This is a genomic window from Streptomyces sp. ALI-76-A (genome assembly GCF_030287445.1).
GTDB lineage: Bacteria > Actinomycetota > Actinomycetes > Streptomycetales > Streptomycetaceae > Streptomyces.
The window spans coordinates 5,659,446-5,682,902 of the sequence record NZ_JASVWB010000002.1 but is presented as its reverse complement, the minus strand read 5'-3'; the positions used below and the strand labels follow the sequence as shown (position 1 = coordinate 5,682,902).

Here is a 23,457-nt window from a genome sequence, read left to right as displayed (position 1 = left end):
GGCCCAGTACGGGCCGGGCCGGGCCGGTCGCGTCCGGGGCGGGCCGGTCGCGTCCGGGGCGGGCCGGTCGCGTCCGGGGCGGGCCGGTCAGAGGCCGTACTCCCGGACCACCCGGCGGACCTGGGCGAACAGCATGCCCACGTTCACCGACTTGCGGCAGACGACCACCGCGACGATGTCCTGCTGCTCGTTCATCGCACGAACAGATGCGTGAGGTTCTCGCTGTTGACCAGGATCTCCTGGAAGAAGTGCTGGTCATTGGTGACCCCGCGGCGCTCCTTGAAGACGTCCTCGATCATCACGACCGTCCGGCCCTGGAACAGGTCGAGGGTCGCGCCCGCCAGCAGGTCCAGAACCTCCGGCGGGTGGTTGTCGACCGTCTCGTAGGACAGCAGCAGGCCGGTGGCCATGTCGACCACGCCGGAGGCGACACAGTCGGGGGCGTCGGTGCGGAGGGACTTGACCAGGCCCATCACCTGGTCGGAGAAACCGGAGGCCATACGTTTCGTCGCCCTCCCTTCAGACTCCTTCGACCGCTTTCTCGGGTGCCGGGTCGGCGAGGAGGGACCCGACACGGCGCAGGGTCGGCTGGGCCGCCCGGTTCAGGTCGTCCACGTCCATGCCCTCGTCGCCCAGGACGACCAGCAGCGCGGTGTCACCGACGGCGTAGAACGCGGCACAGCCGTGGCTGCCGTAGGTGACCGTGCGGCGCAGGGTGCCGCGGGTGGTGACCTCGGCGGTGCGGCGGGCGAGGCCGAGACCGGCCGCGGCGAGGGCGGCGAGGGACTCCGGGTCGATGGAGGCGGCGGTGTCGGCGGCGATCAGCAGTCCGTCGACGGCGGCGACGGCGGTGTCGGTGACACCGGCGACCCGTTCGCGCAGGCCGCGCATCTCGAGAATGAGGGCTTCGTGATCCATGGCATCGACGTTCCTATTCCTGTTCGCATCTGATCGGGGCGTGTCTCGGCTTGCTCATCGCGATGTACTCGTCGGCGTTTCGTCGGGCATTCCCCGGCGTAAGGGGTCAGCGGCGTGAGCAGTTCTCGGCGAATGCGGTCCTCGGCGAATGCGGCGGGATGTTTTCGGTGCGGTCATTTCGGGATTCCGTTCCTCAGGCGGAAGAAGTTGCCGGGTCCGCGGCGGGGCAGGACGCCGGGGGCGGGGACGGGACCGGGGACGGGTGGGACCCAGGGGGTGACGGGGGTGTCCGCGGGCGCACGCCCTGACCGTCGGTGAGCGTGCGCGGGGCCGGGACCGGCGGGGGCTCCGCGGGGCACTCCAGGAGTCCCTCGGCGAGCATCCGGGCAACCTCGACGGTGACGGTGTAGACCCCGTGCCCGGTGCGGAAGGCCAGGTCGCGGGCCGTACGGCGGCCGTCGGCGTACGCGAGCAGGGCCCGCCGCAGCGCGGTGGGCGGGGCGGACGAACCGCCGGCAGCGGGCACCCCGCCGGTGCCGGGCACGGGAACGGGACGTTCCCGGTCGGGGTGCGCGGGGTGCGGCAGGACGGCGAGGGCGGCGATGCGGCGGGCCGCCTCCCGCAGGACCCGGGAGGGCGTCTCGCCCACCGCGACCTGGGCGAACGGCTCGGTGGCAGGGGCGCCTCCACAGCCGTCCGCCCGGCCCGCGGCGATCGCGAAGGCCGCGTCGTGCAGCGCCATCACACAGAGGACCTTGAGCTCGGCGGCCCCCGCGTACCCGTGCGCGACCAGTCCGGCCGCGGGCCAGCGCGAGCCGCCGGACTCCCGCACCAGCTCCGCCCACTGCTCGCCGCCGACCCGTCCGGAGCGCAGCAGCAGGGCCTCCGGGGCCCGGGGCGCCGGGGGACTCCGCGGCGACGACGAGTCCGTCCCGGAAGTGGACGGTGCCGCCCGGGGATCCGGCGATCCGCACCTTCCCGGTGAAGCGCTCACGCCCGCACTCGGTCAGCGCCGACGCGAGCAGCTCGTAGCCCGACATCACTCCCCTTGGCCTGTCGCACACACGCCTGATGTGTAGCGCTGGAGGGGGAATGTGTATCAGGCCGGGCGCATATTCCGTCGGGGGTGTTCCGAGCTGTCGCCAGGTGACGGAAGTTGCCCGTACAGGACGCCCGACCGCCTTTGTACGGCGGTCATGTGAACAATTGTCAGACGTCTGTCTCCGGTGCGTCCACCACCCGTACGGGCAACGGACGCAGCGCCTCGCGGAGGGCGGCCGCCAGTTCCTCGTACTCCGCGCCGCGGGCCGCGCCGGCCCGCATGGCGAGGGCGATCCGGCGGGTGGGGGCGGGTTCGGCGAAGCAGCCGGTGCGCAGCTGGTTGCTGCGGGTCGTCTCCACCCGGACGGCCGTGCGCGGCAGCAGCGTCACCCCGAGCCCGCCGGCCACCAGCTGCACCAGGGTGGACAGTCCCGCGGCCGTGGTGGTGACGGGCGCGTCCGCGCGGCCCGCCTCCCGGCAGATGTCGAGCGCCTGGTCGCGCAGACAGTGCCCCTCGTCCAGGAGCAGCAGGTTGAGTTCCTTGAGGGCCTCGCGCGGGATGCCCGCACGGCCCCCGAGCCGGTGGTCGAGCGGCGTGACGAGCACGAAGTCCTCGTCGAACAGCGGCAGTTCGACGACCCCGGGGACCCCGAGCGGCACCGCGAGCAACAGCAGGTCCAGGCGCCCGCCGGCGAGCCCGTCGATCAGGCTGGCGGTCTGCTCCTCGTGCACCTGGAGGTCGAGGTCGGGATAGCGGTCGTGGACGAGCCTGAGGACGGTGGGCAGGAGATACGGGGCGACGGTCGGGATGACCCCGAGCCGCAGTGCCCCGGTGAACGGCGCCCGCACCGCCTCCGCCTCCTCCAGCAGCGCCCCCACCTCGCCGAGCACCGCCTTGGCGCGGACGGCGAGCCGCTCACCGGCGGGCGAGAGCAGCACCTTGCGGGTGGTGCGCTCCAGGAGGGTGACGCCGAGCGTCTCCTCCAGTGCGGAGACGGCACCGGAGAGGGCGGGCTGGCTCATGCCGATGGCGGCGGCCGCGTCCCGGAAGTGGAGGTGGTCGGCGACGGCGGCGAACGCACGCAGCTGGGCGAGACTGGGCTGTCTCCGCTTGTCGGCCACCTTGCTCACGGCCTTGCTCACCGTCTCACTCCGTCACTGATAGCAGTTCCCGATCAACTCGACCGAGTGTAGCTATTTCCGCGATCAATGCACCGTGTGCCACGATCGTGAGAGTCCAACCCACGGCAAACGCCCGGGCAATTGGGGTGTTTCCCTTCGCTGCAAGGAGAGCGTGTGCTCACTGTCGGTGACAAGTTCCCCGAGTTCGAGCTGACCGCCTGCGTCTCGCTGGAGACCGGCAAGGAGTTCGAGAAGATCAACCACAAGACCTACGAGGGCAAGTGGAAGGTGATCTTCGCCTGGCCCAAGGACTTCACCTTCGTGTGCCCGACCGAGATCGCCGCCTTCGGCAAGCTGAACGACGAGTTCGCTGACCGCGACGCCCAGGTCCTCGGCTTCTCCGGCGACTCCGAGTTCGTCCACCACGCCTGGCGCAAGGACCACGACGACCTGCGGGACCTGCCGTTCCCGATGATGGCCGACTCCAAGCACGAGCTGATGCGCGACCTCGGCATCGAGGACGAGGACGGCTTCGCCAAGCGCGCGGTCTTCGTCGTGGACCAGAACAACGAGATCCAGTTCTCCATGGTGACCGCGGGTTCGGTGGGCCGTAACCCGAAGGAGGTCCTGCGGGTCCTGGACGCGCTCCAGACGGACGAGCTGTGCCCCTGCAACTGGAGCAAGGGCGACGAGACGCTGGACCCGGTCAAGCTGCTGGCGGGTGAGTGATCCGATGTCGCTGGACTCCCTGAAGTCGGCCCTGCCGGACTACGCCAAGGACCTGAAGCTCAACCTGGGTTCGGTCATCGGCAACTCCGAGCTGCCGGCGCAGCAGCTGTGGGGCACGGTGCTGGCGACGGCCATCGCCTCCCGCTCCCCGATCGTGCTGCGGGAGCTGGCGCCGGAGGCGAGGGCGAACCTGTCGCCTGAGGCGTACACCGCGGCGAAGTCCGCCGCGGCGGTCATGGCGATGAACAACGTCTTCTACCGCACGCGGCACCTGCTGTCGGACCACGAGTACGGCAACCTGCGGGCCGGACTCCGCATGAACGTCATCGGCAACCCCGGGGTCGACAAGGTCGACTTCGAGCTGTGGTCGTTCGCGGTGTCGGCGATCAACGGGTGCGGGATGTGTCTCGACTCGCACGAGCAGGTGCTCCGCAAGGCGGGCGTCGAGCGTGAGGTCGTGCAGGAGGCGTTCAAGATCGCGTCCGTGATCCAGGCGGTCGGCGTGACGCTGGACGCGGAGGCGGTGCTGGCGGAGTAGGGCCCTGCCCCCGACCCGACTCCCGGGCCCCGTTCACCTCGACGACCAACAGCATCCTCGACGGTGGGCGGGGCCCGGGGTGTTCGCCCCGCCCGGAGCCGGCCCGACGGCCTTCCCGCTACGGGGCCGGCGGCGGGTCCGCCGGTGGGGACTGCACCGGCGCCGCCTCCATCGCCGTGGCGCCTCTCGGCCGCGGGGACTGCTTCAGCGCCGTCTCCTGGGCGTACGACCGCAGGTACCCCACCACCGTGTTGGTCACCGCCACCAACGGCACCGCCACCACCGCACCGCCGATCCCCGCGACCATGCCGCCCGCCGCGACCGACAGCACCACGGCCAGCGGGTGCACCCGCACCGCCCGGCCCAGGATGAACGGCTGCAGGATGTGGCCCTCGATCTGCTGCACCGCGAGCACCACCGCGAGCGTCATGACCGCCGTGAACACGCCCTGCGTCACCAACGCGACCACGACCGCCAGCGCGCCCGAGACCACCGCGCCCACCAGCGGGATGAAGGCGAACAGGAAGATGAAGACGGCGAGCGGAACGGCCATGGGGACGTCCAGGAAGTAGATGCCCAGGCCGATGAAGATCGCGTCGATCAGCGCCACCAGCACCGTGCCGCGGACGTAGGCGGTCAGCGTCCGCCACGCCCGTGGCCCCGCGCCCGCCACCCCCGGCCGCGCCGCCGCCGGGACCAGCCGCAGCGTCCACTCCCAGATGCGGCGGCCGTCGTAGAGCAGGAACAGCGTGGAGAAGGCCGCGAGGAGGATGCCGGTCAGCGCCTCGACGACGACCGTCACGCCCTCCAGGCCCGCCGACGTGATCTGGTCGGTGTTCGCGCCGACCGCCTCCCGCAGGTTCTCGGCGATGTCGTTGATCTGCTTGTCCGTGACGTGGAAGGGGCTGTTGAGCAGCCACTTGCGCAACTCGTCGATGCCGTCCTGGACCTGGTCGGAGAGGTTGTCGATGTTCTCCATGACCTGCCAGGTGACGAACCAGCCGATCAGGCCCATGACGACGAACCCGAGGACCGCGGTCAGGGCGGTGGCCAGTCCGCGCGGGAAGCCGAGCCGCATGAGCCGGGCCACCGTCGGCTGCAGCATCGCCGTGATGAGCAGCGCCGCCACGAACGCCAGCACCACCAGCTGTACGGCGCTGATGATCCGCATGAGGACCCAGAGCGTGCCCGCCAGCACCAGCAGCCGCCAGCCGGCCTCCGCCGCCACCCGCATGCCCCACGGCACGGCCTGGGCGGGGTCCGGGCGGGCCGCGACGGCGGGAGCGTGGTCCGGAGGCGGTGGAACGTGGCCGACGGGGTGCGGTCCGTCGTGGGGGAACGGAGCCGGTCCGGCCTCGTCGTCCTCCCGCTCCGCCCTCGCCCGGCGCTCGTTCAACCGCTCACCCATGTCGGTCAGTCCGGCACCGAGCCGACCGAGCCACCCTGGCACTCGCGACATGTTCCGTCCTCTTCCCCCGTCTTTCCCCACCACTCCCCCTGGTCTCGTCCGGTCAGACCGTACAGGGCGAAAGCCCCTCCCCCTAGGACGGGGAGGGGCTGCGCGAGGTCGAGGCGGGGCCGGGGCTCAGGAGCCTGCGGCCCGGGTACTCAGTACCAGTTGTTGGCCTGCCAGAAGGACCAGGCCTCACAGGGGCTGCCGTACCGGCTGTCCATGTAGTTGAGGCCCCACTTGATCTGGGTGGCCGGGTTGGTCTGCCAGTCGGAGCCGACCGACGACATCTTCGAACCCGGCAGAGCCTGGAAGAGACCGTAGGCACCGGAGGAGGGGTTGACGGCCAGGTAGTTCCAGTCGGACTCGTGGTCCACGATGTTGCTGAAGCACTGCCACTGGCCGCTCGGCACCATCGAACGCGCCATCGCCTGGATCTCCGCGATGGAGTACGAGCCCTTGACCGGGAAGTTGGAGGTGTTGCTGGTGGCCTTCGCCTTGGTCTCGGCCTCGGCCTTGGCTTTCGCCTCGGCGAGCTCCTTGGCCGCCTGCTCCGCCTTCTCGGCGGCTTCCTTCTTCTCCTGCGCGGTCTTGGCCGCCGCCTTGCGGGCGGACTCCTCCGCGACCTTCTTGGCGCTCGCGTCCGCGGCGATGGCCTGAGTGTCGGCCTGCTGCGTGAACGCGGTCTGCACCTGAGCCTGCTGACCCGCGGGGATGTCCGCGAGGAGCGTCGAGTCGGCTGCCATCGTCTCCGCGTCAGTCGGCTGCGCGGTGCTTCCCGAGGCAACTCCGACAACGCTTCCGACAGCGGTGACTGCCGTGGCCGAGGCCACTGCGAATCCCCGGACCGAAATCGGGCTCACACGGTTTCCTTCCAGCATCGTCCGCTTCGGTGACCCTGGCGGACGCAATCGTGCCCCTGGCACTGGCCTCCCAACTACGGGGTCACGGGAGGCGCGGGCCCGGTGGGCAACTCCCTTGCGAGGAGCGCCGTGTGAGACTCGGGCGGCATACGACGACGGTATGGAGTTGGCTGGTGTTTCTGTGGTGCCGTACCGCTGGGGGTACAGGTGTGTCGTATGCGGGGCCTGACAGGAGTGAGACTCTGCCGTAACCCGACGCCGCTAGGCAATTCTGAGTTGCGTGTGAAAGCTCACATCCCGTTTGCCCCTGGGGATTCCGAGAAAGCTCCACACGCGAAGGCGCCGCCCGGCTAGGCTCACTGCCTTTCCGGACGGCGCTAACCGACGGGTAGCTACCGCACGTTGAACACGAGCGGTCAGATGTGCCCGTCTTCGAGCATTTCGGTCACAAGCGCCGCGATCTGGGACCTCTCGGACCGCGTCAGCGTGACATGGGCGAAGAGCGGATGTCCCTTCAGTTTCTCGACGACGGCGACGACACCGTCGTACCGGCCCACCCTCAGGTTGTCCCGCTGGGCCACGTCATGGGTGAGCACCACCCGCGAATTGGCGCCGATCCGGGACAGAACGGTCAGCAGGACGTTCCGTTCCAGCGACTGTGCCTCGTCCACGATCACGAACGCGTCGTGGAGGGAGCGGCCGCGGATGTGGGTGAGTGGGAGAACCTCCAGCATCCCGCGTGCGGTGACCTCCTCGATGACCTCGCGGCTGGTGACCGCGGACAGCGTGTCGAAGACCGCCTGCGCCCAGGGGCTCATCTTCTCGGCCTCGGAGCCGGGCAGATAGCCGAGCTCCTGCCCGCCCACCGCGTACAGCGGGCGGAAGACCATCACCTTCTGGTGCTGGCGGCGCTCCAGGACCGCCTCCAGTCCCGCGCACAGCGCGAGCGCCGACTTTCCGGTGCCGGCCCGGCCACCCATGGACACGATCCCGATGTCCGGGTCGAGGAGCAGGTCCAGCGCGATGCGCTGCTCCGCGCTCCTGCCCTTGATGCCGAACACCTCCCGGTCGCCGCGCACCACCCGGACGTTGCCCTCGGGTGTCACCCGGCCCAGTGCCTTCCCGCGCTCCGACTGGATCATCAGTCCGGTGTGCACCGGGAAGTCGGCCGCCTCGGGGACGTGGACCTGCCCCTCCTCGAAGAGGACGTCCACCTGCTCGCCGGGCAGGGTCAGTTCGGACATGCCGGTCCAGCCGGAGGAGTCCGTGATGGCGAGCTCGGCACGGTACTCCTCGGCGAGGAGGCCGACCGAGGACGCCTTGATCCTGAGCGGGAGATCCTTCGACACGACAGTGACGTCGAATCCCTCGGCCTGCAGGTTGCGGGCGACCGCGAGAATGCGGGAGTCGTTGTCCCCCAGGCGATAGCCGCTGGGCAGCACGCTGGGGTCCGAGTGGTTGAGCTCGACACGGACGGTCCCGCCGAGATCCCCGATGGGGATGGGGGCATCGAGGCGACCGTGCCGTACCCGGAACTCGTCGAGCAGGCGCAGGGCCTGCCGGGCGAAGTAGCCGAGTTCGGGGTGGTGCCGCTTGGCCTCCAACTCCGTGACCACGACGATCGGCAGCACTACTTCATGCTCGTCGAAGCGGTTCAGGGCGTGCGGGTCGGCCAGCAGGACGCTGGTGTCGAGAACATAAGTGCGCCGGTCGGGCTTGTGGCGCTTTGTGCTGGTCACCACGGAAGGACGTACCCCCTCGGATGAGGTCGGGGAGCGACGGAGTGGAGCTGGACCGGTCGTCGGCCGCGATGCGCGGGCCGGGGACCGGCCCTCCACTGCTTCTTCCGTGCTGGAACCGCACGGTCGAGCTGGTGCAAAGGGCCTCCCGGGCGGACGGCCCCGTGCCGTCCGCTGAGATCCGACACCCGTGGTTCGGGCGTCGACCTGCTTGGCTTATGCCCTCGAACACGCGGTGCCATGCCGACGCGCATGACGGCGCGCTGGTGAACTCCTTGTTACTTCCCCCCCAAAGGGGGTAGACGCAGCCCTTTGGGACGCCGTCCTTCAGCCGCCGTAACGGCGGTGACGGGCCGCGTAGTCGCGCAGGGCGCGCAGGAAGTCGACCTTGCGGAAGGCCGGCCAGAAGACCTCGCAGAAGTAGTACTCCGAGTGGGCCGTCTGCCACAGCATGAACCCGGACAGGCGCTGTTCGCCGCTGGTACGGATCACCAGGTCGGGGTCGGGCTGGTCGCCGGTGTAGAGGTGGCGGCCGATCGTCTCGATGCTGACGGACTCGGCGAGCTCCTCCATCGAGGTGCCCTTGTCGGCGGCGTCGAGGATCATCGAGCGGACCGCGTCGGCGATCTCCTGGCGGCCGCCGTAGCCGATGGCGACGTTGACCAGTATCCCGTCGATCGTCGCGGTGGTCTCCTCGGCCTCCTTGATGGCCTGCTGCATGCCCTGCGGCAGCAGGTCGAGCGCGCCGACGTGGTGCACCCGCCAGCGGCCGTCGGCGGCGAGGGAGCGGACGACGTCCTCGATGATCCCGAAGAGCGGGACGAGCTCGTCCTGCGGCCGGTCGAAGTTGTCGGTGGAGAACAGCCAGAGGGTGACGACCTCGACGTCCGTCTCGCTGCACCAGCCGAGGAACTCCTCGATCTTGACGGCACCGGCGCGGTGACCCTGGGCGGTGGTGGACCCGGCGGCCTTCGCCCAGCGACGGTTGCCGTCCATGACGACGCCGATGTGCTTGGGCACCTGGGCGTGGTCCAGGTGACCTTCCACCCGGCGTGCGTACAGCCTGACGAGCAGGCTGCGCAGTGTGTCGCGCAGGTTCACGTGTTTGTCAGCCCCTCCGTGCGGTGGCGGTCCCCGCGCCCGAAAGCGTAGCGCCGCGCGGCCCGATCGCGTTATTCGGGGTGCGGGCGGCGGGCGGTCCGGTGCGCTGAGGGACGGGCGCCGTGGGTGCGGGTTGCGTGGTGCGCTCGGGCGCTTCGGGCGCCGCCCCTGACGGGTTCCCCGTACGGGCACAAAAAACGGGCCGGTCCGTGGGGGGGGAGACGGACCGGCCCGAGGGGGGGTTCCCACCATAACCCTTCGTGAGTGATGCTGCGTGCTTCGGCGCGCCACCACTACTCTCCGGAGTCACGCGGCGACGGCGCGGTGAGGGTGGAAAGGCCTCTTGACCTCGGGTTCATGGCCGGATCGCGGCGGATTCCCGGGGTGTGCCGGGGAAGATGGTTCCCTCCGGTGGGTGAAGGCCCCGCGAACGTCGGCTTGACGCCGGTACGACCGGGACACGGCACCGCGCAGCCCCCTCCACTGCGCGGTACCGCCGCGCAGCTTTGCTCACGCGAATTACCTTGGTCCGAACTTACGTGAGATGCGGAGAGGATGCGACCCGCCTGGGATAACAATGCGGAAACCGCGTGCAGCCATGGATACACAGGGAGTGATGGAGGAGTCATGACCCCTGGGGTTCCTGGGGCAGCAGGCGAGCACACGGCGGCCGAAACGGCTGTTCCCGGCCACGCTGCCCCGGGCGCCTGCCATGCGGTTCCGGGTTGTCCGGCCACGCGGTCCCGGGTGTCCGGCCAGGCGGTCACGGGCGTCAGCGCCGTGGTCTGCGGGCCTCGAAGAGGTGGCGGGTGCTGTGGGCGACGAACGGCCCCTCCGACTCGATCCGCTCGTGCAGCGCGCGCAGCTGCGGTCCGTACGCCTCGACGGTGAAGCCGGGGACCATCCAGACCACCTTCCGCAGGAAGTGGACGACGGCGGCGATGTCGTGGAACTCGACACGGAGGCGTTCGGCGCGCAGGTCGACGATCTCCAGCCCGGCGGCTTCCGCCTCGGCGCGCTCCCGGTCGGGGTGGCGGCCCTCACGGGTCGCCTCCGGCTGGGGGCCGAGGAAGTGCTCGACGAGTTCGAAGACGCTGGCGGGGCCGACGTGCTGGGCGAAGTACGTGCCGCCGGGCGTCAGCACGCGGGTGATCTCCGGCCAGTCGGGGCGGACCGGATGCCGGCTGACGACGAGGTCGAAGGTCCTGTCCGCGAAGGGCAGGGGCGCGTCGTCCGGGCTCGCCACGACGGCGACACCGCGTGGGCGGAGCAGGGCGGTGGCCTTGGCGACGTTCGGCGGCCAGCCCTCCGTGGCGACGGTGAGCACGGGCGCCTCGGGGGCCGCGGTGCCGAGGGCGAAGTCGAGCACCTCTCCTCCCCCGGTCTGGAGGTCGAGCGCGGCGGTGGCACCGCCCAGTCGCCCGGCCATCGACCGCGCGTACCGCCACGAGGGCCGCGCCTCGGTGGCCCGTCCCTCGAACCAGGAGAAGTCCCAGCCCTCGGTGGGAACGGCGGCGCCTTCGGCCACGAGATCCGCGAAACCACGTGATCGGTGGGCGGCAGGCCGGTGGGCGGCTGGGTGGTCGGCGGCTGGGTGGTCGGCGGCGGCAGGCCGATCGGCGGCTGGGTGGTCCATGCGTCGATCGTCGCAGGGCGCTGTCAGTGGGCGCTGTTAATTTTCGGGGCATGACGACTGAGGGCGCTTCGGGCATGCCGTACGCGGGCGGGGAGAAGGAGACACTGCGGGCCGGGCTCGACCGGCACCGGGACGCGGTGCTGTGGAAACTGGACGGGCTGGACGACGAGCAGCTGCGCCGCCCCGTGACACCGTCCGGGACGACCCTGCTCGGGCTGGTCAAGCACCTCGCCTCGGTGGAGTACGGCTGGTTCGTCGAGACCTTCGGCGGAGAGGTCGAGCCGCTCTGGTTCGACCCGTACACCGAGGAGGACATGCGGACGGAGGACGACACGACGGAGCGGATCGTCGCGTTCTACGGCCGTGCCCGCGCCGCCGCCGACCGCATGATCGCCGAGCGCTCGCTGGACGACCTGGGCCGGCCGGCGTGGCGGCAGGGCGACGCGGTGTCCCTGCGCTGGGTCCTGGTCCACATGCTCGAGGAGACCGCGCGACACGCGGGGCACATGGACATCGTGCGGGAACTCGTCGACGGGGCGACGGGGGACCACCGCCCGGGCTGAACGGTGGAGCCGGTCGGCGCGGGCAGGTGGCGGTGACGGTCGCGGTCGCGGTCGCGTCACGGCACCAGGGGCCGGACCTCCTCCGCCGTGAACCGCAGGAATCCCTCCGGGTCCGGTTCGTCGCCCGTCGGCTGGAGGATCACCGCGTCGGCGCCCGCCTCCGCGATCCGCTGGACGGCCTCGGCGACCGCACCGGCGTGCCCGGCGACCCCGAGGTCCGGTGCCGGGTGCAGCTTCTCGGCCGTCAGCTCGGCACGCAGCCGGGCGGCGGCGTGCGGTCCGGTGGCGGTCAGGAGGTAGACGACGACCTGGTGGGGGTCGGTCCGCCCGGCGGCCGCCCGCCCCTCGTCGATGAGATCGCGCGCCCGCCGTACGCCGTCGGGCGTGGTGGCCGCGGTGAGTACGGTGCCGTCCGCGACCTCGCCGGTGAGTCGCAGCGTGCGCGGCCCGGTGGCCCCGGCGAGCACCGGGATGTCGCCGTCACCGGCCGGCGGCCAGTCGAGGGCGACGTCGTCCAGCGCGACGTAGCGTCCGTCGGTCGTGACGGTCTCCCCCCGCAGCAGAGCGCGCAGCGCCACGAGATGCTCGCGCAGCAGCGTCAGCGGGGACTCCACCCGCGCGCCGACCTGCCCCATCCAGTCCTGCACCCCGTGCCCGACGCCGAGCACGGCCCGGCCGGGGAACAGCCGGTGCAGGGTGGCCGCCTCCATCGCGGTGACGGCGACGTTCCGTAGCGGCACCGGCAGCAGTCCGACGCCGACCCGCACCCGCTCGGTCCAGGCGAGGGCGGCGGCCGCCGCGGAGATCCCGCCCTCGCGGAAGCAGTCCTCCCAGAGCCACAGCTCCTCCAGGCCGACGTCATCGGCGAGACGGGCGACGGACCGCAGGCGTTCGGGGGGCAGCTGGGGGCGGAACACGGCTCCGAGAGTGGTCATGAGCGCTTCCCTACCCCCTTCGCCGGGCGCACGACCCTGCGCGGGCGAGTCGGCGAGCTCCGTGGCCCCCGGTCCGCTCACCACGGTCCCGGAGCCGGCCGGGTCGGCTACGTTCGTTCGGTATCGCACAGCGGCACGGGGAGGTGACCTGCGTGGGGCGCTGGCTCGACGGACGGGGAAGACTGGTGGTGCGCGACGGGCAGGGAGCGGGGCGGGCCGGCGTGCCCCTGGAGATCGCGGCCTCCTACCGGGCCCGTACGAAGGGGCTGCTCGGGCGGGACACCGTCGACGGGGCGATGCTGCTGACCCCGGCCGGCAGCGTGCACACGTTCGGCATGCGGATGCCCATCGACGTGGCGTACCTCGACCGCGGCCTGCGCGTCCTCGCCGTCCGCACGATGAAGCCGGGGCGGCTCGGTCTCCCCCGGCTGCGTTCCCGGCACGTGCTGGAGGCGGAGGCCGGGGCGATGGCGGGGTGGGGGCTGCGGGCCGGGGTGCGGGTGGAGGTCAGGGTGGAGGTCCACGTCGGTCCCGGCGAACAGGCCGGGGCGGAGGACGAGGAAGAGCCAGGAGAGGGACCGGAGGGACGGCCGGAGGGACGGCCGCCGGAACGGCCGCCGGAACGGCCGCAGGCGGAATAGCCGGGTGCGCTACACGACTGCCGGGGGCAGCTCCGCCACCCCACCTGCCGCCGTGAGGCGGCGCCGACCGTCGAAGAAGCCGATGTCCTCCGGGGAGACGGACGCGACGACGCTCGCGGTCAGCTGGGCCTGGTCCTCGACGTTCTCGATCCGCAGCACCCCCTCGTCGAGGACGACGAACACCGCGACGGTCACTGGCTTGAACAGCGGGAGCGCGCCGTCCCGTTCGAGCTGTCCGGGGACGAGGACGTCGGTGACGTACCGCTGCTGCCGCAGAACGCTCTCGACTTCGGCTCAAGGGGCGAGGGTCACCGCGGTTCCTTCGTGCCGTCCGGATATTCGGGTGCCTTGGGAGTGCTTTCAGGGCGCCTTCAGGGTCCTTCAAGGTGCTGAGGATGGGCGTGCCGCGGCCCACCGCGGTCGCGGCTACACCCGCAGACCGTGCAGGACGTCCGTCAGGCGGGCCGGGTCCGCGGGGCCGAGGTGCCCGGCGTCCGGGAAGTCGTGGACCCTGAAGCGGCGGTGCGGGGTGAGGGCGTCGGCTTCCGCGATCATGCGGTCCTGGAGTTCGGGGGCGATGGTCCGGTCCTTGCCGAACCGCAGATAGGTGCGGGGGATCCGTCCCCACGTGCCCGCGCGGCCGACGGCCCGGTCCGCGTACGCGGTCAGCGACTCGTCCGTCTGTAGGCCCTCCAGCTCGCGCTCGAACTCGGCGTCCGTACGGTCCGCGCAGATCATCTCCTTGAACACCACGAGGTCACGGCGGCTGGAGGTGCGCCAGTTGAGGCGCAGCACCCCGAGCTTCTCCGGATCCCCGACGACCTGGTCCACCGGGCTGATGGCGCGCTGCCCTTCGGGCGAGGTCGCGCAGGCGTTCAGGGAGGGCATGGTGCGGCTCGGGCAGAAGGCGGCCATGTAGCAGATGTGGGCGAGGAGTTCGGGGACGGCGTCCCCCACCCTGCTCACCGAGAGACCGCCCATGCTGTGCCCGACCAGCACCACGGGGTCGCCGAGGCGTGCGGCCCGGCGTACGGCGTCGGTGACCCGTCGTTCGAAGTCGTCCAGGGTGAGTGCGGCGACCGGCGAGGGCTCCGTGGCGAGAGCGCGCGGGTCCTGCGTCCGGTACGCCTGCGGCACGAACCGCTCGGTGCCGTGCAGGGGTTGGTCCACCGCGACCACGCGATGTCCGCGCAGCGCCAGTTCCCGGCCGATCGCCGTCCAGAAGGCGCCGGCGCTGTGGGTGCCGTGGACCAGGACGTACGTGCGCACGCCGGTGCGCGGACGTCCGGTCGCCCGCGCGGTTCCCGCGCCGACGCCGACGGCGAGCGCGGCCCCGCCCGCCACCCCGGCGAGCCGTCGCAACGCCTGCCGCCGCGAGGCGGCGCCGGCCGTGTCCGTGTCGGTGCGGGTACTCCTGCTGCCTGCGCCGTCGACGCCGCCGAGTTCTCCGTTGTCAGCCATACCGGCGACGTTACGAACAGCGGCGGCGCCGCACGATGGCTCTGGCCACCCGGTGGACGGTGTACGTACCGACACCCCGACGCCGCCGGCCCCGCCACGAGTGCGGTCACGTGTGTGCCGGGGTGAGGTCAGTTCTCCGTGCGCGGGAAGGAGACCTCGACCCTTCGGTTCTTCTTGCGGCCGGACTCCGTGGCGTTGGAGGAGATCGGGTACTGCTCGCCGTAGCCGCGGACCTCGAACGTGACGTTCGCGTCGTTGAGTTCCTGGCCCAGGACCGCCTGTACGGCGTTGGCGCGCCGCTTCGACAGGACGTCGCCGTGGGCGGACGAACCGAGGTTGTCCGTGAACCCGAAGACCCGGATCTTCGTCGCGTTCTGCGTCTTGATCTCCTCCGCGATCGAGGAGATACGGGCCCGCGCCTCCGCGCTCAGCTTCGCGCTGTCCTTGCCGAACAACACCTCGGCCTGCAAGGCGAACTTCACGTCCGCGTTCGTGTCCTCGCGCCGCTCGTCACCGGTCTGGTCCTCGACGACCTGCTTGATGTCCAGAACCTTGGGCTCGGCGAGGGTGGCCCCCTCGGGGATCTTCAGGTCGGGGTCGTTGGCGTCGACGTTGACGGGGGCGGAGGCGGTGGGTTCGGTGCCGGGGGGGACGCTGGGGTCGTCGGCGGCTTGGGCGGAGATGGTGGTCCCGGCCAGGAGAAAGGAGGTTGCCGTGAGGATCAGGCTGAGGCGCACGTGGGTCATGGGTGGCCTCACCCGGAGATCTGGATGGAGGCGGTGGCAAAGGCGGGGAGCTGGAAGGTGACGTCGGTCGTGTCGGTGGGGGGCGCGGGGAACTGCATGAAGACGGCCACGGTCTCGCCAGCCTTCACTGTGGAGAAGCCCGTGGTCGTCAGCGGACGGCCATCCGTGTCGCGCAGCACGTAGTACCGCTTCTTCCCCTTCGAATCCACGAGCGTCGCGCCGCCGAGGGACCGACCGTTCCTGATGATCTCGGTCTCGTTGCCACTCAGCGAGGCAGGGATCGCCACGCCCTTGTCGCCGTCGTTCTTCAGAATTCCGTTCACGGTGACGAAACCGCCGGAATCCCGCTCGGCGGAGGTGATCTCGAGTACGAGTCCGTCAGGTCCCCTCAACTCCGCGAGGGGCGCTTCCGACTCACCCTCCTGCGTGCTCGGTCGAGACCCACTTTCCTTGGAGGAGGACGCCGAACTCTCCGGCTTCTTGTCGTCGTCGCCTCCACCACCGCAGCCGGCCACGCCGAGAGCCACTCCGGTCGCGAGTGTCAACGCGACCACCGCCCTGCTGGCCTTCGCCGTGAACCGAATGCTCATCACTCTGCTTCCTTCATCACTCGTCATTCGCTCGTCAGTCGGCCAGATGGACGTCGAAGAGGTCCTCCGGTTCCGGCAGAACGGTGAGATCGTCCGGGTCCAGGCTCCACGGCTTGTCCTTGCAGTCGAGCTGCGGCAGCACGTCTTCGCCTGCGTCCTCCGCGAGTGGCTCGAACGTGCAGAGCCGCTCGATCACGGCCGTGGCACTCGCCTTCGAATGCACGCTCTCGGTGCCGGGGACGATGGAGTCTCCGACAGGCTCGTTCGTTTCGACGTCGACCGTGTAGCCCGGAGGCAGACCCGGCGCCACGCCACAGACAGCGGTGGCATCGTTTCGCGCCGCGAGCTGGTCCGCCCGCCCGCACCCGTCGAACGGCACGCCCTCGCCGTCGAAGATGGCCTGCCACTTGGTCGGGTCGAGTACGTTCTGCACCCACTCATCGGCGAGTTGGTCCCTGGTGTCCAGGGCAGCTGCGAGTGCCGCCGCGTCTGCCGCCGTCTGGGCGCTGTTCCGATTCGCCGCGGCCTGGCCGACCGCGAGGTACGCGAACGCGAGAAGGAGCAGACCCGCCACCACCGTGATGTAGATGGGGAAGGCCTGCCCCGCGTCGCCCTGCCCACGGCGCTGCGTCAGCCGGTGACCTCGGCGATCTTCGTCGTGATCGCGTCGAAGATGGTCTGCCCGATGTCCGTCCCCGTGATCGCCAGCACAATGGCCACCACCACCGCGATGATCCCCAGATACTCCACCGCCGTCTGCCCCTTGTCGTTGCGGGCAGCGCGGGACTGAAAGTACGAGATGGTCGTGTTGATCCAGTTGCTCATGGTGTTCCCCTCCGATGGCGGCCGACCGGCGAGCGATCAGCTCAACGTACGACGGAACACCCCGCCATGCCGAGGGCCTTCGGGCCCAAATCCGGGCCCAAAAACGACCCCCGCCGCTTCCCCCTCGCGTCAGCACAGGTCACCCCGCCCCGCGGAGCCACTTGGCTGTCGCCTCGGCGCGGCTCGTGCTGTGGAGTTTGGCGAAGATGCGGTTGATGTGGTTCTTGACCGTCTTCTCGCTGATGAAGCAGGCGGCGGCGATCTGCTGGTTGGTCATGCCCGATGCGATGAGGTCCATGATCTCCGCCTCCCTCGTACTCAGCCGGAATCGCGCCCGATCCGACTGTCCCACATCCGGTTGCACTCGTGAAGCACTTTCCGGAGAATCGAGTGGGGGCAGGTGCCTCGATGGAGGTAAATCGCCTGGCACGGCCACTAGTTCTCCTCTCTGACGAGAAGAAACGGAACGGTGAACTTCGTATGCACTCGCACTGGTCGCACGCAGCTGCGCCAGCAGCGCTCCCGCCGCCGTGTGGGTGAAGTGGGCACGGCCCGCCTGAATGTCCCGTACGGCGGAGACCAGTTGGTCGGCCGTGAACTCGCCGTGGACCAGGTACCCGCCGGCGCCCCGGCGCAGGGCCTCCTCCACGATCTCCGGCTCCCGGCTGTAGGTCAGCATCATCACCGGGGCGATGTCCACCAGGTACGGAAGCGCGGCGATGCCGTCCATGCCGGGCATGCGGACGTCCAGGAGGACGACGTCGGGGCGGTGGTCGTACGTCGCCTCGCACGCCTGGTGGCCGTCCGCCGCCTCCGCCACGACCGTGATGTCCGGGCGGCCGGAGAGCAGGGCGGTCAGGCCCGCGCGGACCACGGGGTTGTCGTCGGCCACGACGACCCGGAGGCCGGCGGTGGGGGGCGAGGGAGTCCTCGCGTGTGTCGTCGTCGATGTCATCGGTGTCCTCGTCACGGGGTTTCCGGGGGCGGTGCTGCCAGGGGGAGTTCCAGGAGGACCTCCGTGCCCCTGAGGTGCGTGCCCTTGCCGATGCGGATGCGGGCGCCCACCGACGCCGCCCGCTCGACCATGCCGACCAGACCGAAGTGGCCCGAGCGGCTGAGCTGTTCGAGGGTCGTGTCCGCCGGGAGGCCGCGGCCGTCGTCGTGGACGCTGACGCGCAGGACGCCGCCGTGGACTCCGGCGTGGACGTCGACCCGGGTCGCGGCGGCGTGGCGGTGGGCGTTCTCCATGGCCTCCGTGGCGATGGTGAGGAGGTGGCGGGCCACGGCGGGCGGGAGCGGCGGTGGGGGCCCCGTCCGGTCGCCGGTGGGGTGGTACGCCGCCGGGAGGGCGGTGCGCGCGCTGAAGTCGTGCACCCGAGTGGCCAGTTCGGTGAGGACGTCGGTGGTGAGGAGGCCGATGGCGCGGCCGGGGTCGGACTCGCCGCGCAGGTCTGCGAGGAGGTCGCGGGACTCGGCGGCCGCCCTGCGCGCCGAGCGGGCGACGAGTCCGGCCTGCTGCTTGATCAGGGCCGGATCCATGCGCGCGGCGCCCGCGGAGTGCGCCAGGCCGTCCGCGGCGAGGGCCACGCCGTGCAGGGTCTTGGCCACGGAGTCGTGCATCTCCCGGGCCAGGCGGGCCCGTTCCGCGCTCACCGCCTCCGTGGCGGCCAGCCGGGCCTGCACGGCGGTCAGGGCCTGGGTCGCGGTGCCGAAGCGGAGCATCAGGTTGCGCAGGGTGGAACCCACGGCTCCCGTGATGACGCAGAAGCCCGGCAGGAGCAGGGACTCCGCGAGGCCGGCGCGGGCGTCGCCCAGGGTGGCCTGGACGAGCAGCAGGATCAGCGACTGGAGGGAGGCGAAGACGGCGGCGCCTCGCCAGCCGTAGACGATGCCGGCGAGGAGCGGGGTGCAGACGCTGACGTAGGCGAGGGTGGTGTCGGGGCCCGCCGAGACCAGGAGCAGGGAGCCGAAGAGGGTGTCCGCGGCCAGCAGGGTGGGGTGGCGCAGGAGGAGGGGGCCGAAGCGCTCCCAGTCCCTGAAGAGGACGTACGAGCCCATGAAGGTGACGACGACGGCGGCGCCCACCAGGCGGACGCCCAGGCCGGGGGCGGCGTTCAGCAGGGCGGCGGGGGCGGCTACGGCGATCATGGCCAGGCGGAAGCCGAAGACCTGGCGGCACATCGCCTGGAGGGCGTTCACCTGGAGGGGGATGGGAGGGGTGGTCGAGGTGGTCGGGGCGGAGCCCGGCGCGGGATCGGTCGCGGGTTCCGGTCCGTGTTCACGGGGGTGCTCCCGGCCGGCACCACCGGCACCACCGGCGCACGCGCCACTACCGGCACCGGCACCCCTCGTCCCGCCTCCGCCCTCCCGCGCGGGAAGCCCCCGGAGGGTCTGACCGCCCTCGGTCGGCGTCCTCGTCGTCCTCCTCGTCGCCGGCGTCCTGGTCGTCGCCCTGGTTCTCGTCCTCGCCCTCACGTCTCCCTCCCTCCTACTCCCCCGTGATCGATCCGAAGTCCGTCCCCGAGCCCAGCAGCAGTCCCGCCCCGAGCAGGATCATCGTGGCCGGGACCATGAACGTCGTGATCATCATCGTGGCCTTGGGGACCGCGCGGGCGGCCTTGCGGCGGGCGTTCTGGGCGTCTGTGCGGCGCATGTCCTTGGCCAGGGACACGAGCGTGTCGACGATCGGCGCCCCGAGTTCCTCCCCCTGCTGCAACGCCGTCACGAACATCGCCACCTGTTCGGAGTCGTTCCTGCGGCGCAGCTCCGCGAAGGCCTGGCGGCGGCTCATGCCGAGGTCCATCTGGCGCAGGGTGATGCGCAGTTCGTCCGCCCAGGGACCCTCGTACTTCGAGGCGACGCGGTCCAGCGCCTGGCGGAAGCCGAGACCCGCGCTCACCACCACCGCCAGCACGTCCAGGAAGTCCGGCAGCGTGCGCTCGATCACGTCCTTGCGGATACGGATCGCCGACCAGATGCCGACCTCCGTCCAGAACGCGCCGAACGCCAGCAGCAACAGGGCCACCAGGATGTCGCCCCGGAGCAGGAAGACGACGAAGCCGACGCCGCCCAGGACGCCGTAGACCGCGCGGCGGGCCGCGTAGCGGTCGATGGTGAGGCCGCCGGGGTTGCCCGCCAGGTCGATCTTGCGGCGGTACTTCGCGACCTGCCCGGGGCCCATCAGCCGCAGGACCGTGGGGGCGTAGCGCATGCCCATACGGTCGACCAGCGAGTCCACCGCCCCGGTGCGGGTGGCGCCGACCTCCAGGGCCAGCACCAGGTCGCTGGGCAGTTTCGCGTCCGCCCGGTACATGCGGACGCCGGTGAAGGCGCCCCACACGGAAAGGCCCATCAGCAGGGCCAGCACAAGTGCCATCGCTCGCGATCCCCTCTCGGCCGCTCAGACGTCGATGCGGGACAGGCGGCGGATCAGGAGGAAGCCCACCGCGTAGAGGCAGAACGCGACCAGGACCGCCGCCTGGCCCACCGGGGAGCCGGTCATACGGTCCAGCGCGCCGTCCTTCACCCCGTTCATCAGGAACAGCGAGCCGACCCCGAGGACCGGCACGGCGTACGACGTCATGCTCACCTGGGACAGCTGGGTGCGGACCTCACGCCGGGTCTCCTTGCGTTCCTCCAGGGTCTCCGTCAGGTTCCGCAGGGCGCTCACCACCTGGCCGCCCGCCCGGTTCGACAGGACCAGCGTGGTGACCAGGACGACCAGTTCGCGCGACGGGAGGCGCTCCGCCATCTCGCCGAGCGCGTCGTCCATCGTCGCGCCCATCGCCAACTGGTTGGCCACCTTGCCGAGTTCCTCGCCCGCCGGTGCCTCCAGCTCCTCCGCCGCCATCCCGATCGCCGTGCGCAGGGCGAGGCCCGCCTGGGTGGCGTTGGCCAGGATGCGGGACATCTCGGGGAGTTGGTTGATGAACTTCTCGATGCGTTTCTGCCGCTGCCAGCTCAGGAACTGCAAGGCCGCCCAGATGCCCAGCAGTCCGGCGATCGGGCCGAAGAAGGGAGCCAGGGTCGCCTGGCCGATCAGCCACAGGCCGGCCACCGCGGCCAGCATGGCGGCGAAGAACTCGCCCGGGGTGACGTCCAGGCCGGTGGCCGCCAGCCGCAGTTCGAGTTTCCGGCCCGTCTTCGTCCCGCGCAGCCGACGGTCCAGATTGCGGAAGCGGCGCCGGCGGCCGGTCACCGGTATCTGGCCGGCCGCCGACAGGCGCTCGACGAGGGCGGCCCGCTGTGCCCTGCCCTTGGCGTAGGTGTGCACGCCGATCACGGCGAGGACGCAGGTCAGCAGTGCGACGCCGGTGGTGAGCGTGACGAGGGTCTGGAGTTCCATGGGGGCGGTCCTACCTGGCTTCTCGGATGGCTAGCTGTTCTGCGGACTGGGCCACGCCGAAGGCCTGCGGGGTGGGCTGGCTCGCCATGTAGAGGCGGTCGGCGGTGCGGCGCGGGAGCGGGAGATGTTGGTAGGCGCCGTAGATCCGGCCGTCGGCCGCCATCGGCCGGGCGTCGAAGCGGGCGACGGTGACCAGTCGGTACGGCTCGCTGCCGCGGCTGTCCAGCACCGCGATCTCGGTGACGCGGCGGACGCCGTCGGCGAACCGGGTCAGCTGGATGATGACGTCGACGGCGCTGTTGATCTGGTCGTGCAGCGCCTCGAAGGGGATCTCCACCTCGGACATCGACGCCAGGGTCTTCAGCCGCATCAGCGCGTCCTCGGCGCTGTTGGCGTGCACGGTGGCCAGCGAGCCGTCGTGGCCGGTCGACATCGCCTGGAGCATGTCGAGCGACTCCCCGCCGCGCACCTCACCGACCACGATCCGGTCGGGGCGCATCCGCAGCGAGTTGCGGACCAGATCGCGGATGGTGATACGGCCCTTGCCCTCCACGTTCGCCGGACGCGACTCCAGCCGGACCACGTGCCGCTGCTGGAGCTGGAGTTCGGCCGAGTCCTCGATGGTGATGATGCGGTCGGTGTCGGGGATGAGCCCGGACAGGGCGTTCAGCAACGTCGTCTTGCCGGTGCCCGTCGCGCCCGAGACGATGATGTTGAACCGGGCCTGCACCAGCCCGGCGAGCAGATACAGCATGTGCTCGTCGAGCGAACCGAAGCCGGCCAGCTCGCTGAGCGTGAAGGAGCGCGGGAACCGGCGGATGGTGAGGATGGCGCCGGTGAGGGACAGCGGAGGGATGATCACGTTCACCCGCTCGCCGGAGGGCAGCCGGGCGTCCACCATCGGGTTCGACTCGTCCACCCGCCGGTTGACCGTCGACACGATCCGCTCGATGGTCTGCATCAGCTGGTCGTGGGAGGGGAAGCGGAGCGGCAACTGCTCGACGCGGCCCCCGCGTTCGACGAAGATCGAGTCCGGGCCGTTCACCATGATCTCGGTGATCGACGCGTCCTCCAGCAGCGGCTCCAGGATGCCGAGGCCGAGTGCCTCGTCGACGACCCTGCGGATCAGCTGGGAGCGCTCCACCGTCGACAGGACGGGGCCCTCCCGGCTGATGATGTGCCCGAGCACCCGCTCCAGCCGTGCCCTGCGCTCGGCCGCCGCCAGCGCGCTCATCTCCGCGAGGTCTATCTCCTCCAGGAGCTTGGCCCGGTAGGAGGAGACCAGGTGGCCGTCCTCGCCCCGGCTGCCTTTCTCTTCCGGGGAGTTGATGCGCGAGCGCAGGCTCATGGGTGCTTCCTCAGTGGTCGAGCGGCATGGTGGCGGTCTTCCGGGCGGTGCCGAAGTCCCAGCCGGGAACGAACTGCGGGATCTCGATGGTGGCGGTGACCGTGACCTCGTCGGCGCCGTACGCCTCCGTGCACGTGGTGTCGTCGGCCAGCCAGCCGCTGACCGCGTTCTGGCACCCCTGTTGGGCGCTCTCCTCCAGCGAGGCCGCGCGTGCCCCGGCCCGGGCCGCCGTGCCGGCCTGCTGGGCGGTGTAGGCGATGAGCCCGATCTGCACGCCCGCCATCGCGACCAGGATCAGGATCGGGATGAACCCGAGGTACTCGATGGCGACCTGGCCGAGATCGCGGCCCGCCCGGCCACCGCCACCACGGTCGCCGCCACCACGGCGGCGGTCGCGCCCCTTCCCGTCGTACGGCATCTCAGTCCTTCACCTCCTCCACGGCACCGGCGTGGCCCTCCACCTCGAAGGGGAAGCCGATCGAGCCGGGGAAGAGCACGGGGACGCGCAGGGTGACCGTGGCCGTGACGTAGCCCCCGCTCGTGGCGCAGTCGACCTCGCCGGTCCACGCGCCCGGCAGCTTGTCGAGGCCCGCCTGCGTGCACGCCGCATTCCGCTCCCCCTCCGGCACCGCCGTTCCCGCCCGAACCGCCTCGTCCGCAGCATTCCCCGCCAGCGTGAAGGTGTATCCCAGCAGCACGAACTGCCACATCAGCACCAGCGTGAGGATGATCAGCGGGGTCATGCCGAGGAACTCGACGGTGACCTGGCCCTCGTCGCGCCGGGTGACCCGGTCCGGGCCCGGCCGGGTGCCTGGGGCCCCGTGCCGTGGGCCGCCCGGGTTCTCGTCCCGCCGCCCTGTGACGGA

The 23,457-nt window shown here is 71.0% G+C and carries 25 protein-coding genes and 2 pseudogenes; 4 read left to right on the top strand and 23 right to left on the bottom strand.

Features of this window, described 5'->3' with window-relative positions; translation table 11 throughout:
- Positions 1–87: 87 nt before the first annotated feature.
- The 4 genes and pseudogenes from QQS16_RS26510 to QQS16_RS26495 all read right to left on the bottom strand — a co-directional run bounded on the left by QQS16_RS26510 (position 88) and on the right by QQS16_RS26495 (position 3,081).
- Positions 88–500, bottom strand: a pseudogene (locus QQS16_RS26510) (hypothetical protein).
- Between the two features lie 19 nt (positions 501–519).
- Positions 520–918: a roadblock/LC7 domain-containing protein gene (locus QQS16_RS26505; RefSeq protein ID WP_286064425.1), complete on the bottom strand. Its 399-nt coding sequence runs from the start codon at positions 916–918 to the stop codon at positions 520–522.
- 193 nt (positions 919–1,111) lie between these two features.
- On the bottom strand, positions 1,112–1,912 hold the full coding sequence (locus tag QQS16_RS26500) for a MarR family transcriptional regulator (protein ID WP_286064424.1): 801 nt from the start codon (positions 1,910–1,912) through the stop codon (positions 1,112–1,114).
- Positions 1,913–2,127: 215 nt separating this feature from the next.
- Positions 2,128–3,081, bottom strand: a complete 954-nt coding sequence (locus QQS16_RS26495) for a LysR substrate-binding domain-containing protein (RefSeq protein WP_286066463.1) — start codon at positions 3,079–3,081, stop codon at positions 2,128–2,130.
- 174 nt (positions 3,082–3,255) lie between these two features.
- Between QQS16_RS26495 and QQS16_RS26490 the strand changes: the two genes are divergently transcribed.
- Positions 3,256–3,810 carry a peroxiredoxin gene (locus QQS16_RS26490; RefSeq protein ID WP_286064422.1) on the top strand — a complete coding sequence of 185 codons (555 nt, stop codon included), beginning with the start codon at positions 3,256–3,258 and terminating at the stop codon, positions 3,808–3,810.
- A gap of 4 nt (positions 3,811–3,814) precedes the next feature.
- The gene (locus tag QQS16_RS26485; protein ID WP_286066462.1) at positions 3,815–4,348 is read left to right on the top strand and encodes an alkyl hydroperoxide reductase; all 534 of its coding nucleotides are present in this window, start codon (positions 3,815–3,817) and stop codon (positions 4,346–4,348) included.
- A 118-nt stretch (positions 4,349–4,466) separates the two neighbouring features.
- On the opposite strand, the gene QQS16_RS26480 is transcribed toward QQS16_RS26485, so the two are convergent.
- The 5 genes from QQS16_RS26480 to QQS16_RS26460 all read right to left on the bottom strand — a co-directional run bounded on the left by QQS16_RS26480 (position 4,467) and on the right by QQS16_RS26460 (position 11,137).
- Entirely contained in the window at positions 4,467–5,807 is a 1,341-nt protein-coding gene (locus QQS16_RS26480) for an AI-2E family transporter (protein ID WP_286064419.1), read from the bottom strand.
- A 149-nt stretch (positions 5,808–5,956) separates the two neighbouring features.
- Complete coding sequence (locus tag QQS16_RS26475) at positions 5,957–6,661, bottom strand: aggregation-promoting factor C-terminal-like domain-containing protein (RefSeq protein ID WP_502963845.1); 705 nt, start codon at positions 6,659–6,661, stop codon at positions 5,957–5,959.
- A gap of 416 nt (positions 6,662–7,077) precedes the next feature.
- A complete protein-coding gene (gene phoH2, locus QQS16_RS26470; protein WP_286064416.1) occupies positions 7,078–8,403 on the bottom strand; it encodes an RNA 5'-3' helicase PhoH2 in 1,326 nt (441 codons plus the stop codon).
- A gap of 324 nt (positions 8,404–8,727) precedes the next feature.
- On the bottom strand, positions 8,728–9,501 hold the full coding sequence (locus QQS16_RS26465; RefSeq protein WP_286064414.1) for an isoprenyl transferase: 774 nt from the start codon (positions 9,499–9,501) through the stop codon (positions 8,728–8,730).
- Between the two features lie 772 nt (positions 9,502–10,273).
- The gene (locus QQS16_RS26460; protein ID WP_286064412.1) at positions 10,274–11,137 is read right to left on the bottom strand and encodes a class I SAM-dependent methyltransferase; all 864 of its coding nucleotides are present in this window, start codon (positions 11,135–11,137) and stop codon (positions 10,274–10,276) included.
- Between the two features lie 50 nt (positions 11,138–11,187).
- Here QQS16_RS26460 and QQS16_RS26455 point away from each other — a divergent pair, with 50 nt between their 5' ends.
- Positions 11,188–11,700 (top strand): DinB family protein, encoded by a 513-nt coding sequence (locus tag QQS16_RS26455; protein WP_286064410.1) that lies wholly within the window; start codon positions 11,188–11,190, stop codon positions 11,698–11,700.
- Between the two features lie 56 nt (positions 11,701–11,756).
- Here QQS16_RS26455 and QQS16_RS26450 read toward each other — a convergent pair whose 3' ends face one another.
- Positions 11,757–12,635: an LLM class flavin-dependent oxidoreductase gene (locus tag QQS16_RS26450; RefSeq protein ID WP_286064409.1), complete on the bottom strand. Its 879-nt coding sequence runs from the start codon at positions 12,633–12,635 to the stop codon at positions 11,757–11,759.
- Positions 12,636–12,787: 152 nt separating this feature from the next.
- Between QQS16_RS26450 and QQS16_RS26445 the strand changes: the two are divergent.
- Positions 12,788–13,153, top strand: a pseudogene (locus QQS16_RS26445) (DUF192 domain-containing protein); the annotation flags it as partial.
- A 132-nt stretch (positions 13,154–13,285) separates the two neighbouring features.
- Here the strand turns inward: QQS16_RS26445 and QQS16_RS26440 are convergent.
- The 13 genes from QQS16_RS26440 to QQS16_RS26380 form a co-directional block, all read right to left on the bottom strand.
- A complete protein-coding gene (locus QQS16_RS26440) occupies positions 13,286–13,471 on the bottom strand; it encodes a hypothetical protein (protein WP_286064407.1) in 186 nt (61 codons plus the stop codon).
- A gap of 231 nt (positions 13,472–13,702) precedes the next feature.
- A complete protein-coding gene (locus tag QQS16_RS26435) occupies positions 13,703–14,737 on the bottom strand; it encodes an alpha/beta hydrolase (protein WP_286064405.1) in 1,035 nt (344 codons plus the stop codon).
- Positions 14,738–14,865: 128 nt separating this feature from the next.
- Positions 14,866–15,483, bottom strand: coding sequence for an OmpA family protein (locus tag QQS16_RS26430; protein WP_286064404.1), 618 nt, complete (start codon positions 15,481–15,483; stop codon positions 14,866–14,868).
- Between the two features lie 8 nt (positions 15,484–15,491).
- On the bottom strand, positions 15,492–16,073 hold the full coding sequence (locus tag QQS16_RS26425; protein ID WP_286064403.1) for a hypothetical protein: 582 nt from the start codon (positions 16,071–16,073) through the stop codon (positions 15,492–15,494).
- A gap of 34 nt (positions 16,074–16,107) precedes the next feature.
- The gene (locus QQS16_RS26420; RefSeq protein ID WP_286066461.1) at positions 16,108–16,707 is read right to left on the bottom strand and encodes a pilus assembly protein TadG-related protein; all 600 of its coding nucleotides are present in this window, start codon (positions 16,705–16,707) and stop codon (positions 16,108–16,110) included.
- Positions 16,704–16,898, bottom strand: coding sequence for a Flp family type IVb pilin (locus QQS16_RS26415; RefSeq protein ID WP_286064401.1), 195 nt, complete (start codon positions 16,896–16,898; stop codon positions 16,704–16,706). Before QQS16_RS26415 ends, QQS16_RS26420 begins: the two co-directional genes overlap by 4 nt.
- Positions 16,899–17,037: 139 nt before the next feature.
- Complete coding sequence (locus tag QQS16_RS26410; RefSeq protein ID WP_286064400.1) at positions 17,038–17,853, bottom strand: response regulator; 816 nt, start codon at positions 17,851–17,853, stop codon at positions 17,038–17,040.
- Between the two features lie 11 nt (positions 17,854–17,864).
- A complete protein-coding gene (locus QQS16_RS26405; RefSeq protein WP_502963844.1) occupies positions 17,865–19,373 on the bottom strand; it encodes a sensor histidine kinase in 1,509 nt (502 codons plus the stop codon).
- 13 nt (positions 19,374–19,386) lie between these two features.
- Positions 19,387–20,274, bottom strand: a complete 888-nt coding sequence (locus tag QQS16_RS26400) for a DUF5936 domain-containing protein (RefSeq protein WP_286064399.1) — start codon at positions 20,272–20,274, stop codon at positions 19,387–19,389.
- Positions 20,275–20,298: 24 nt separating this feature from the next.
- Entirely contained in the window at positions 20,299–21,243 is a 945-nt protein-coding gene (locus QQS16_RS26395) for a type II secretion system F family protein (RefSeq protein WP_286064397.1), read from the bottom strand.
- A 10-nt stretch (positions 21,244–21,253) separates the two neighbouring features.
- Entirely contained in the window at positions 21,254–22,591 is a 1,338-nt protein-coding gene (locus QQS16_RS26390) for a TadA family conjugal transfer-associated ATPase (RefSeq protein ID WP_286064395.1), read from the bottom strand.
- A 10-nt stretch (positions 22,592–22,601) separates the two neighbouring features.
- A complete protein-coding gene (locus tag QQS16_RS26385) occupies positions 22,602–23,009 on the bottom strand; it encodes a TadE/TadG family type IV pilus assembly protein (protein WP_286064394.1) in 408 nt (135 codons plus the stop codon).
- A gap of 1 nt (position 23,010) precedes the next feature.
- On the bottom strand, positions 23,011–23,334 hold the full coding sequence (locus tag QQS16_RS26380; protein WP_286066460.1) for a pilus assembly protein: 324 nt from the start codon (positions 23,332–23,334) through the stop codon (positions 23,011–23,013).
- Between the last annotated feature and the right edge of the window lie 123 nt (positions 23,335–23,457).